At 66.2% G+C, this 11376-nt stretch carries 9 protein-coding genes; 4 read left to right on the top strand and 5 right to left on the bottom strand.

The annotated features are described in order from the left end of the window. Positions 1 to 222: 222 nt before the first annotated feature. The 3 genes from A7W11_RS02080 (at position 223) to A7W11_RS27845 (ending at position 2359) form a co-directional block, all read left to right on the top strand. On the top strand, positions 223 to 1410 hold the full coding sequence (locus tag A7W11_RS02080; protein ID WP_066407112.1) for an acetylornithine transaminase: 1188 nt from the start codon (positions 223 to 225) through the stop codon (positions 1408 to 1410). 147 nt (positions 1411 to 1557) lie between these two features. After that, positions 1558 to 2130: a DUF3800 domain-containing protein gene (locus tag A7W11_RS27850; protein WP_162270238.1), complete on the top strand. Its 573-nt coding sequence runs from the start codon at positions 1558 to 1560 to the stop codon at positions 2128 to 2130. After that, complete coding sequence (locus A7W11_RS27845) at positions 2093 to 2359, top strand: DUF3800 domain-containing protein (RefSeq protein WP_156522966.1); 267 nt, start codon at positions 2093 to 2095, stop codon at positions 2357 to 2359. The genes A7W11_RS27850 and A7W11_RS27845 overlap by 38 nt, the downstream gene beginning before the upstream one ends. A 210-nt stretch (positions 2360 to 2569) precedes the next feature. Here A7W11_RS27845 and A7W11_RS02070 read toward each other — a convergent pair whose 3' ends face one another. After that, the gene (locus A7W11_RS02070) at positions 2570 to 3352 is read right to left on the bottom strand and encodes an NAD(P)H-dependent oxidoreductase (RefSeq protein WP_066407107.1); all 783 of its coding nucleotides are present in this window, start codon (positions 3350 to 3352) and stop codon (positions 2570 to 2572) included. A 71-nt stretch (positions 3353 to 3423) separates the two neighbouring features. On the opposite strand from A7W11_RS02070, the gene A7W11_RS02065 reads away from it, so the two are divergent. Beyond that, on the top strand, positions 3424 to 4341 hold the full coding sequence (locus tag A7W11_RS02065) for a LysR family transcriptional regulator (RefSeq protein WP_218188564.1): 918 nt from the start codon (positions 3424 to 3426) through the stop codon (positions 4339 to 4341). A 118-nt stretch (positions 4342 to 4459) separates the two neighbouring features. Here the strand turns inward: A7W11_RS02065 and A7W11_RS02060 are convergent, their stop codons facing one another. From A7W11_RS02060 to A7W11_RS02045, 4 genes are all read right to left on the bottom strand, one after another. Then, complete coding sequence (locus tag A7W11_RS02060; RefSeq protein ID WP_066407098.1) at positions 4460 to 5698, bottom strand: MFS transporter; 1239 nt, start codon at positions 5696 to 5698, stop codon at positions 4460 to 4462. Between the two features lie 141 nt (positions 5699 to 5839). Further along, complete coding sequence (locus tag A7W11_RS02055; protein WP_066407378.1) at positions 5840 to 7855, bottom strand: acetyl/propionyl/methylcrotonyl-CoA carboxylase subunit alpha; 2016 nt, start codon at positions 7853 to 7855, stop codon at positions 5840 to 5842. Between the two features lie 163 nt (positions 7856 to 8018). Continuing rightward, entirely contained in the window at positions 8019 to 9626 is a 1608-nt protein-coding gene (locus A7W11_RS02050; protein WP_066407091.1) for a carboxyl transferase domain-containing protein, read from the bottom strand. A 472-nt stretch (positions 9627 to 10098) separates the two neighbouring features. Next, positions 10099 to 11280, bottom strand: coding sequence for an acetyl-CoA C-acetyltransferase (locus A7W11_RS02045; RefSeq protein ID WP_066407088.1), 1182 nt, complete (start codon positions 11278 to 11280; stop codon positions 10099 to 10101). Positions 11281 to 11376: the final 96 nt, after the last annotated feature.

Raw genomic sequence — 11376 nt, 5'->3', positions numbered from 1 at the left:
CTGCGGCTTGCTGCCCCCCAAGGGGGCGCTTCCACCTTGGGGCGGCCCGGCGGTGGAAGGAGCCCCCACGCCGCGCCTGCGGCTTGCTGCCCCCCAAGGGGGCGCTTCCACCTTGGGGCGGCCCGGCGGTGGAAGGTCCTTCCGGCACGGGCGGTCACGAAAGGATCGCCGGCCGGTGCTACATTTCCAGTTTTCCCAGTTTCCCCCTTGTCAGGAACCGCCATGGACTTCAGCCAGTTCAACGTCAACGCCCTCATGGAGATCACCTCCCGCCCCGAACTGGTGTTCGTGCGAGGCCAGGGATCGTGGCTGGAAGACCATAACGGCAAGCGATACCTCGATTTCGTGCAAGGCTGGGCCGTGAACACGCTGGGCCATTGCGCGCCCGAGATGCGCCGCGCCCTGATCGACCAGTCCGAGAAGCTGATGAACCCGTCGCCGGCGTTCTACAACCAGCCCTCGATCGACCTGGCCACGCGCCTGACCGGCGCCTCGTGTTTCGACCGAGTGTTCTTCGCAAACAGCGGCGCCGAGGCCAACGAAGGCGCCATCAAGCTGGCGCGCAAATGGGGCCAGGTGCATCGCGACGGCGCCTACAAGATCATCACCATGGATCACGGCTTCCACGGCCGCACCCTGGCCACCATGTCGGCCTCGGGCAAGCCGGGCTGGGACAAGATGTTCGCGCCGCAGGTCGAGGGCTTCCCCAAGGCCACGCTGAACGACCTGGACTCGGTGCGCGCGCTGATCGACGACAAGACCGTCGCCATCATGCTCGAGCCCGTGCAGGGCGAAGCCGGCGTGTTCCCCGCCACGAAGGAATTCATGCAGGGCCTGCGCAAGCTGGCCGACGAACACAGGATGCTGCTGATCGTCGACGAAGTGCAGACCGGCATGGGCCGCACCGGCACGATGTTCGCGTACCAGCAGTTCGACGTGGTGCCCGACATCATGACGCTGGCCAAGGGCATCGGCGGCGGCGTGCCGCTGGCGGCGCTGCTGGCCCGCCAGGAAGTGTGCGTATTCGCCCACGGCGACCAGGGCGGCACCTACAACGGCAATCCGCTGATGGCCGCCGTGGGCGTGGCCGTGTACGACACGCTGACCTCGCCGGGCTTCATGGAAACGCTGGCCGCGCGCACCCGCCAGCTGTCCGAGGGCCTGCTGGCCCTGTCGGCCAAATGGGGCATGAAGGGCGAGCGTGGCATGGGCCTCTTGCGCGCCCTGCTGCTGGACCGCGACGACGGCCCGGCCATCGTCGATGCCGCCCGCAACCTGCCGGAAGGCCTGCTGCTGAACGCCCCGCGCCCCAACCTGCTGCGCTTCATGCCGGCGCTGAACGTCACCGAAGCCGAAGTGACGCGCATGCTGGAACAGCTGGATACGGTGATCGCGGCGGTTCGCAAGTAAGACCGGGCCGAGCTGCCCAAAAGAGCGCCATGCTGTCATCCATGGCGCTTTTTCTTTGTAGGACTGCTCTGGTAATTCACACGGTGGATCGTTCGATGCACGAAGCATGCTTAGAGTGCTCGATCACTGACCCGCCGAGACCACGCATTGATATCACTCCCCCACACCCGCCTGGCCGAGCCCAGCAGACAAGCATCTGAAAAACGATTCAGCGACTTCATCGTCTATGTCGATGAGAGTGGCGACCACTCATTGGCAAGCATCGATAAAAGCTACCCGATATTTGTTCTAGCGCTATGCGTATTCCAGAAGCGGCATTACGCCGAGACTGTTGTGCCCGAGATCGAAACCCTGAAGTTCCACTATTTCGGGCATGACAACGTCGTTCTGCACGAACATGAGATCCGCAAGCAAAAGCGCGCTTTTTCCTTTCTCTCTCACCGCCCGGCCCAAGACGAATTCACGCAAGCCCTGACAGCGCTCATGGAGAGAATCGATTTCGTGCTGATTGCGGGTGTCGTAGACAAGCAAAGAGTCGGCCAGGCCGGTGAACTTGCATCCAACCCCTATCACCTTGCGTTGGGCCTGTGTCCGGAGGCACTGCGAGGCTACCTGGCGGAAAAAGGGCAGGGCCCAGTGAAGACGCACATTCTGGTGGAATGCCGGGGAAAAAAAAGAAGACATGGAACTAGAACGCGAATTTCGCCGCATCTGCAATAGCGAGAATTCCGCGCAATACGGATTGGCTTTCGAGATGGTCTTCGCCGACAAGAAAGCCAATCTGGCGGGCCTGCAATTGGCTGACCTCGTAGCTCGTCCCATTGGCCTTGGCTACCTGCGGCCCGCCCAAGAAAATAAGGCGTTCGAATTACTGCAACGAAGGTTCTTTCGACATGGAGGAAAAATGCCAGTGGACGGCGTTTTCGATGGCGCGGCGCTGATGATCTAGCGGCCCCAAAAAGCGAAAAGCCCCGATGGTAGCCACCGAGGCTGCGACGCCGACCAGGCACCCCCAATCCATTTAGACCTTGAGTTTATTCCAGCAATGCCGAAAGGCAAGCTCAAGTGTTGTGAATATAGGACCAAAAGAAGAACTCCTCAGCCTCTGAATAAACCGGGTACAGCTTCCTGGAAGATCGCCGCAGCCGAGGAGTCGCGGTCAGTCCGCGGCCAGATGGATATCCAGCCCCGCCGCGCCCGGCGCCAACTCCGGCTTGAGCGTCAGGTCCGGAATGGAATAGTCGCCCCCGTTCTGTCTGCGGAACGGGATGGGCGCCGTGGTGAAGAGCGTGTCCAGGCGCCGGCCCAGCGCATCGCGCACTTCCGCATAGTTGGCCTCGCCGATCTTCCCGGTGCGATAGATCACATGCGGAGGCAGCACGTCGAACCCCGGGTAGAACAGCACGCCATGCTGAATGGGGAACAGCAACTGATCGATGGCGCCGTTCACGCCGCGCGGGCCGTAATGCGGCGCCCATCCTCCCGCCGACACCACCAGCATGGCGCGCTTGCCGGCAAACGTCCCCTCGCCATAGCGGTCGCCCCAATGCGTGTCCGAATGCTCGCCGACGCCATAGGCGAAACCGTACGCATACACACGGTCGACCCAGCCCTTCATGATGGCCGGCATCGAGAACCACCACAATGGAAACTGCAGGATGACGGCATCGGCCCAGCGCAGCTTGTCCTGCTCGCGCGCGATGTCGGCGCTCTGGGTGCCGCGCTGGAAGGCGATGCGCGAGTCTTCGGAAGGATCGAAAGGCATGCCCGGTTCACTGGCGGTGTTGTCGCCGGCATCCACTTCCGCTTTCCATTTCATTGCGTACAGGTCGGACACCTGTACGGCGTGGCCCGCTTCCTGCAGATGCTGCACGGCGTAGTCGCGCAGCGAACCGTTCAACGAACGGGGCTCGGGATGGGCGTAGACCAGCAGTACGTTCATGATGTGTGCTCCAAAGTGTTCATGGACACACGATAGGTTTCGATGGCTTATAGTGGAAATGAATTATCCAGATATCAGGTATTGCCTTGGACAATTTCCTCAGACGCATCGATCTCAACTTGCTGGTGACGCTGGACGCCTTGCTGGCGGAGCACCACGTCACCCGCGCGGCCGAACGGCTGCATCTGGCACAGCCCACCGTCAGCGTGCAACTGGCCAGGCTGCGCGAACTGTTCAGCGATCCGCTGTTGCTGCCCGGACCGCGCGGCATGCGGCCGACGGCCAGGGCCGATGAATTGCGTGAACCCTTGCGCCTGGCCTTGCAGGCCTTGGGCCAGGCGGTGGCGCCGTCCGCGCCGTTCGACCCCGAGGGCGCTACCGATACGTGGCGGCTGTCGATGTCGGATTACGGCGAGGCCAACATCCTGTTGCCGGCGCTGGCAGGTTTGCGCGCCGCGGCGCCGGGCACGCGGCTGGCCATCCTGGACCTGCAGCCGCCCCTGATCGCACGGCAGTTGGAACAGGGCGAGGCCGACCTGGTGTTTCACATCGTCGGCGAGTCGCCGGAGGGACTGCGCAGCCGCCCCCTGTTCAAGGAACGCTACGTGCTGGCCTGCCGCATCGATCATCCACGGCTGAAGCGGCGTCCGACGCTGGCGCAGTACTGCAAACTGGACCATGTGATCGTGTCGCCGGACGGCGGAGGTTTCCACGGCCCCACCGACACGGTGCTGGCGCAGTTGGGGATGACGCGCCACACGGCGTTGTCGGTACCGAACTTCCTGATCGTCGGCCAGGTGCTGGTGGCTACCGACATGGTGGCCATGATGCCGTCACGGCTGGTGCGGGCCAATCCCGCGTTGCGCGAGGTGGCGCCGCCGGTGGAGGTGCCGGGCTACGAAATGCTGATGCTGTGGCACGAGCGCAAGCATCGGGATCCTGGCTTGCTGTGGCTGCGCGAGCATATCGTGGCGGCCATCGGACATTGATCGTGTCGCATCGAAATCGCCGCAGGCATCACGGGCCGTGTCTTCGTGCGGCCTCGAGCGCGAACGCGAGCAGCCTTGCCGAACGCCGGCATCAGCCGCCCGTCAGGCGCGGAAGGCATCACTTGTCGCTATGCAGCGACTTCAACTTCCGCAGTTCCGGAAACAACCACATCCACAGCGCCGCCACGGCAACGGTGCCGAAACCGCCCACCACCACGGCGGGCACCGCGCCCATCCATGCCGCGTTCAGGCCGGCACGGAATTCGCCCAATTGGTTCGACGTGCCGATGAACAGCGTGTTGACCGCGCTGACGCGGCCCAGCATCTCATCCGGCGTATTCAACTGCACCAGCGATGATCGCACCACCACGCTGATGGCATCGCAGGCGCCCAGCAACACCAACGCCGCCACCGATACCGGAATGGAGGTGGACAGGCCGAACACCACGGTGGCCAGCCCGAAAAGCATCAGCGCGCCGAACAGCATGGGACCGATGCGCTCGCCCAGCACGTTGTACCGCGCCAGCAGCAGGGCCATCAGCACGGCGCCGCAGGCCGGCGCGGCGCGCAGCGCGCCTAATGCCCACGGCCCGGCCTGCAGGATGTCCTTGGCATAGATGGGCAACAGCGCCACGGCGCCGCCCAGCAATACGGCGAACAGGTCCAGCGACAGCGTGCCCAGCAGCACACGGCGCTGGAAAATGAACGTGATGCCGGCAAACAGCGTGCGCAGCGTGGTGACTTCGCGGCGCGGCGGCGCGCGTTCGATGACCATGGTGATCATGCAGACGAACGACGTCAGGTACACGGCCGCGGCAATGCAGTAGATCCAGCCTGCGCCCAGGCCGTAGCCCACGCCGCCCAGCGCGGGGCCGGCAATCATCGCCACCTGGTTCGACGAGGTCGACATGGCGGTGGCGCGCGGGATCCAGGCGCGCGGCACGATGGCCGGCAAAAGCGTGGGCAGGGTGGGCGCCTCGAAGGCGCGCGCCGAACTGATCAGCACGATCATGGCGTACAACAGCGTGCGGCCGCCGATGCCGTACAGCGCAACAGAGGCCAGTACCAGTGCAGCCACCGCCTCGATGACCATGCAGGTGGCCACGATCTTGCGCCGGTCATAGCGATCGGCCACGTGGCCGACGGCCAGCGTCAGTACGGCCATCGGCAGGAACTGCGCCAGGCCGATCAGGCCCAGGTCGAGCGGATCGCCGGTCAACTCATAGACCTGCCATCCCAATGCCACCGAGACGATCTGGAAAGACAGCGAGGCGCCGAAACGTCCAGCCAGGAAATGCAGGAAGGCAGGCCGCGACAGCGGACTGGGAGAATCGGCGAGAGCAGGATCGGCGGACATGGAACGGCGCACAAGGCGCACGGACGGCGCCGGGAAGCGGAGATTCTAGCCACGCCCCGCTGACATCGGACTAACGCAGATGTAACTTGCGCGGGCAAGCGACGGATGACGATCCGTCGATATGACCCGCAGCTTGCCCGATCAGCCCTGCGCGGCCTCCAGCGCCACCAGCTCCGCGCCTTCGGTCACCTGGTCCCCCACGTTGTAGAAGACCTCGCGCACCTCGCCATCGGCGGGCGCGGCGATGGTGTGCTCCATCTTCATGGCCTCCATCACCAGCAGCGGCTGGCCCTTCTTGACGGCATCGCCGGCCTGCACACCGATCGAAATGATCTTGCCGGGCATGGGCGCGGTCAGGCCGCCGCCATGGCCCTGCTCGTCGTCGCCGGCATGACGCAGCGCATCATGGCGTTCGAGCACGTGCACGGTGTCGCCGCGGAAGACGTGGAACTGATCGCCGTTGGCCACCACGGTGCCGCCCACCTCGCGGCCATCCCGCACGATGCGCAGTGCATGGGCGTTCGCGTCTTCGGATTCCGCGCGCCAGGACCAGGCCTGCGCCCCCGCGCCGCAGTCGATCGTCCAACCGTCGGCCTGACGCGTCGCCGCCACCGTACGCATCTCGCCGCCGTCCATCCAGGCCAGCTGCTGCGGCAAACGGGCGCCGACGCGCCAGCCATCGCGCACGCCCCAGGGATCCACCGCTGTCTCAGGCGCCTGGCCCATGCCCTGCCGCGTCAACCAGGCCGCGCTGGCCAGCGCCAGCGTATCGTCATCGGCCGGTTGGGGCGCGGGCAGCAGCGTGGCGCGGCGCCGTTCGATCAACCCGGTATCCAGGTCGGCGGCGGCGAAGGCGTCGTCGCGCATCAGGCGGCCCAGGAAAGCCGCGTTGGTCTGCACGCCCACCACACGCGTCTGCGCCAGCGCCTGCAACATACGCAGGCGCGCCTGGTCGCGATCGGCGCCGTGCACGATCAGCTTGGCGATCATGGGGTCGTAGAAAGGCGTGATGGCGTCGCCGGCGCGCACGCCCCCATCGACGCGCACCTCGCCGTTGACGAAGGCCGCATGCGCGGGCAGTTCAAGATGCATCAGCGTGCCGATGGACGGCAGGAAGCCGTTGTCGGGATTCTCGGCATACAGGCGCGCCTCGATGGCATGGCCCGTGATGCGCAGGTCTTGCTGGCGCGCCGGCAGCGGTTGGCCCGCCGCCACGCGCAACTGCCATTCCACCAGATCGTGTCCCGTGATCAGCTCGGTGACGGGATGCTCGACCTGCAGGCGCGTATTCATTTCCATGAAATAGAAACGGCCATCGGGCTCGGCGATGAACTCGACCGTGCCCGCGCCCACATAGCCCACCGCGCGCGCGGCGGCCACGGCGGCTTCGCCCATGGCGCGGCGACGTTCTTCCGTCATGCCGGGTGCGGGCGCTTCCTCGATCACCTTCTGGTGGCGCCGCTGCACCGAGCAGTCGCGCTCGAACAGATAGACGCATTCGCCCTGCGTGTCGGCGAACACCTGGATCTCGATGTGGCGCGGCTTCTGCAGATAGCGTTCGATCAGCACACGGTCGTCGCCGAAGCTGGAGGCGGCCTCGCGCCGGCACGAGGCCAGCGCATCGGCGAACGCGGCCGAACTTTCGACCACGCGCATGCCCTTGCCGCCGCCCCCGGCGCTGGCCTTGATCAGCACGGGGTAGCCGATGGCATCGGCCTGCGATTGCAGGAAGGCTGCGTCCTGGTTGTCGCCGTGATAGCCCGGCACCAGCGGCACACCGGCCTTCTCCATCAGCGTCTTGGCGGCCGACTTGCTGCCCATGGCGGCGATGGCCTCGGCGGGCGGGCCCACGAACGTCATGCCGGCCTGCGCCACGGCGCGGGCAAAGTCTTCGTTCTCGGACAGGAAGCCGTAGCCTGGATGGATGGCCTGCGCGCCCGTATCGCGCGCCGCCTGCAGGATGACGTCGGCGCGCAGATAGCTGGCGCGCGGCTCGGGGCCGCCGATGCGCACGGCCGTATCGCAGGCCGCCACGTGGCGCGCCTGGGCGTCGGCATCGGAATAGACCGCCACGGTGCGGATGCCCAACCGGCGGGCGGTGGCGGCAACGCGGCAGGCGATCTCGCCACGGTTGGCGATCAGCAAGGTATCGAACAGTTTGCTCATGGGGCGGGTCCGAAAAGAAGTCGTTCTACAGCGGCGGGGGCCTCATCCCGGATGATCGGAGGATCCTGCTTTGCAGGTCCGCCGGAGCCGCCCTGGAGAGGCTGCGGAATGAGGTTTTGCGTGGCGCGGCAAGCGCGGGAAGAGCAAGCCTGTCCTACATGCGGAACACGCCGAACCGCGTGTCCTCGATCGGCGCGTTCAACGCCGCGGACAGTCCCAGTCCCAGCACGCGCCGGGTATCGGCGGGCGTGATGATGCCGTCGTCCCACAGGCGCGCCGTGGCGTAATACGGATGGCCCTCGCGCTCGTACTGATCGCGGATCGGCGCCTTGAAGGCTTCCTCTTCCTCGGCGGCCCATTGGCCGCCCTTGGCCTCGATGCCTTCGCGGCGCACCGTGGCCAGCACGCTGGCGGCCTGCTCGCCGCCCATCACCGAAATCCGCGCGTTGGGCCACATGAACAGCAGCCGCGGCGAATACGCCCGGCCGCACATGCCGTAGTTGCCCGCGCCGAACGAACCGCCGATCAGCACCGTGAACTTGGGCACGGCGGCGGTCGCCACCGCCGTCACCATCTTGGCCCCGTGGCGCGCGATGCCTTCGTTCTCGTACTTGCGGCCCACCATGAAGCCCGTGATGTTCTGCAGGAACACCAGCGGAATCTTGCGCTGCGCGCACAGTTCGATGAAGTGCGCGCCTTTCTGCGCCGACTCGGAAAACAGGATGCCGTTGTTGGCCACGATACCCACCGGCATGCCGTGGATGTGCGCGAAACCCGTGACCAGCGTGGCGCCGAAGCGCGCCTTGAACTCGTCGAACTCGGAACCATCCACGATGCGCGCGATGACTTCGCGCACGTCGTAGGGCTTGCGCGTATCGGCCGGAATGATGCCGTTGAGCTCCGCCGGGTCGTAGCGCGGCTCGCGTACGGGCTGCAGGGCCACCGATTGCGGCTTGGTCAGGTTGAGCCGCGCCACCGCGCCGCGCGCCAGTTGCAGCGCATGCAGGTCATTGGCGGCCAGATGATCGACCACGCCCGACAGGCGCGTATGCACGTCGCCGCCGCCCAGGTCTTCGGCGCTGACGATCTCGCCCGTGGCCGCGCGCACCAGCGGCGGCCCGCCCAGGAAGATCGTGCCCTGGTTGCGCACGATGATGGACTCGTCGCTCATGGCGGGCACATACGCGCCGCCCGCCGTGCACGACCCCATCACCACCGCGATCTGCGCAATGCCTTGCGCCGACATGTTGGCCTGGTTGAAGAAGATACGCCCGAAGTGATCCCGGTCCGGAAACACATCATCCTGGCGCGGCAGGTTGGCCCCGCCCGAATCCACCAGGTACACGCAAGGCAGGCGGTTCTGCGCGGCCACTTCCTGCGCGCGCAGATGCTTTTTCACCGTCAACGGATAGTACGTGCCGCCCTTGACCGTCGCATCGTTGCAGACGATCACGCATTCCTGCCCGGAGATGCGCCCGATACCCGTGATGATGCCGGCCCCCGGCGCCTCGCCGTCGTACATGCCGTGCGCGGCCAGCGGCGACAGTTCGAGAAACGCGCTGCCCGGATCCACCAGCCGCTCGACCCGCTCGCGCGGCAGCAGCTTGCCGCGCGCCGTATGCTTGGCGCGCGCCGCCTCGTTGCCACCCAGCGCGGTACGGGCCATCTGGGTGGACAGATCATCCAGTTGCGCCTGCATGGCGCGCGCGTTATCGGTGAATTCCTGCGAACGCGGGTTGATGCGGGATTCGATAATCGGCATATCGCTTTGTCTCTGTTGTGACGCGCGCGCGGCGTTAGTGCGCGGGTTTTTGTCTTTTACTGGCTTGTCTTGCTGGTCTCAGGCTTTGTTCTTGAGACGTCCTTCATGCGCCTTCGGCAGCCGCGCCGGCCAAGTCGGTCGGCTCGGGCGCGCCACCAGGCGCCCTCGGCCCCTGCGGGGCTTCCCTCCCTCCAATTGGCCGTCGCGGCTGCCGAAGGTGCATGAAGGACTCAGGGCAATGCTGGGGTCCCGCACCGCTCAAACCAGAGAAGGTTGACGCGGCATTAAGCTGTTGCAGCATCGTTGTGGTGGGGTGGGCCGGAGCGGGGCGGCTCGGCCAATTGGAGGAGGGGCAGTCCCCCGAAGGGGGACCGAGGGCGCCTGATGGCGCGCCCGAGCCCGACGACTTGGCCGGGCCGTCCCGCTCCGGCACGCCCCGCCGCAACGATGCGACGTCAAGAACTCAAATACCTCACACCATCTCGATCGCCATGGCCACCGCTTCGCCGCCGCCGATGCAAAGCGTGGCGACGCCCTTCTTGCCGCCGGTCTTGCGCAGGGCGCCGACCAGGGTGGCGACCAGACGGGCGCCCGAGGCGCCGATCGGGTGGCCCAGGGCGGTGGCGCCGCCGTGCACGTTGACCTTGTCGTGGGGCAGGTCGAAGTCCTTCATGGCAGCCATGGTGACCACCGCGAAGGCTTCGTTGATTTCGTACAGGTCGACGTCGGCAGGCGTCCAGCCGGTCTTGGCGTACAGGTTCTTCAGCGCGCCGACCGGAGCGGTCGTGAACCATTGGGGCTCTTGCGAGTGCTGCGTGTGGGCCACGATGCGGGCCAGCGGCGTGCAGCCCAGCTTCTTCGCGGTCGATTCGCGCATCAGCACCATCGCGGCGGCGCCGTCGGAGATCGACGAGGCGTTCGCGGCAGTGACCGTGCCGTCCTTCTTGAAGGCGGGCTTGAGCGTCGGGATCTTCTCGGGCATCGCCTTGGCCGGGGCTTCGTCGGCATCGATCACCGTGTCGCCCTTCTTGCCGGCCACCGTGACCGGCGCGATTTCCCACTTGAACGAACCGTCTTCCGTGGCGGCGCGCGCGCGGCGCAGCGATTCCAGCGAGAAGGCATCCTGCGCTTCGCGGGTGAATTCATATTTGCTGGCGCAGTCTTCGGCGAACACGCCCATGGCGGTGCCGCGCGAATAGGCGTCTTCCAGGCCGTCCAGCGCCATGTGGTCGTACACCGTGGCGTGGCCGTAGCGGTAACCCTGGCGGCCCTTCAACATCAGGTAGGGCGCGTTGCTCATGCTTTCCTGGCCACCGGCGACGACCACGTCGGCCGTGCCGGCCAAGAGCAGGTCGTGGCCGAACATCGCGGCCTTCAGGCCCGAGCCGCACACCTTGTGGATGGTCGTGCACGACACGCCCAGCGGCAGGCCGGCGCCCAGCGCGGCCTGCCGGGCCGGGGCCTGGCCCTGGCCGGCTTGCAGCACGTTGCCCATGATGACTTCGTTGACCTGCTCCGGCTTCAGGCCGGCGCGTTCGACGGCGGCCTTGATGGCGACGGAACCCAGCTCGTGGGCGGCCAGGCCGGACAGGCTGCCCAGCATGCCGCCCATGGGCGTGCGGGCGACGGAAACGATAACGACGGGATCGGACATGATGAAGCTCCTGGGAATCGGGACGAAGCGGGCGCCGGCGCGGCACGGCCGGCCCGGGCGCTGCCGCCTGAAGGTAATCGTAAGGGATAAATTCTT

Source organism: Bordetella ansorpii (assembly GCF_900078315.1).
Taxonomy (GTDB): domain Bacteria; phylum Pseudomonadota; class Gammaproteobacteria; order Burkholderiales; family Burkholderiaceae_B; genus Bordetella; species Bordetella ansorpii.
The sequence above is the reverse complement of the archived record's forward strand: the minus strand, read 5'-3'. Positions and strand labels throughout refer to the sequence as shown.

Excerpts from the sequence above, each read along its gene's own strand:
- A7W11_RS02080 (WP_066407112.1), top strand. The coding sequence starts at position 223 with ATGGACTTCAGCCAGTTCAACGTCAACGCCCTCATGGAGATCACCTCC.
- A7W11_RS27845 (WP_156522966.1), top strand. The coding sequence starts at position 2,093 with ATGGAACTAGAACGCGAATTTCGCCGCATCTGCAATAGCGAGAATTCC.
- A7W11_RS02070 (WP_066407107.1), bottom strand. The coding sequence starts at position 3,352 with ATGAACGTACTGCTGGTCTACGCCCATCCCGAGCCCCGTTCGTTGAAC.
- A7W11_RS02060 (WP_066407098.1), bottom strand. The coding sequence starts at position 5,698 with ATGTCCGCCGATCCTGCTCTCGCCGATTCTCCCAGTCCGCTGTCGCGG.
- A7W11_RS02050 (WP_066407091.1), bottom strand. The coding sequence starts at position 9,626 with ATGCCGATTATCGAATCCCGCATCAACCCGCGTTCGCAGGAATTCACC.
- A7W11_RS02045 (WP_066407088.1), bottom strand. The coding sequence starts at position 11,280 with ATGTCCGATCCCGTCGTTATCGTTTCCGTCGCCCGCACGCCCATGGGC.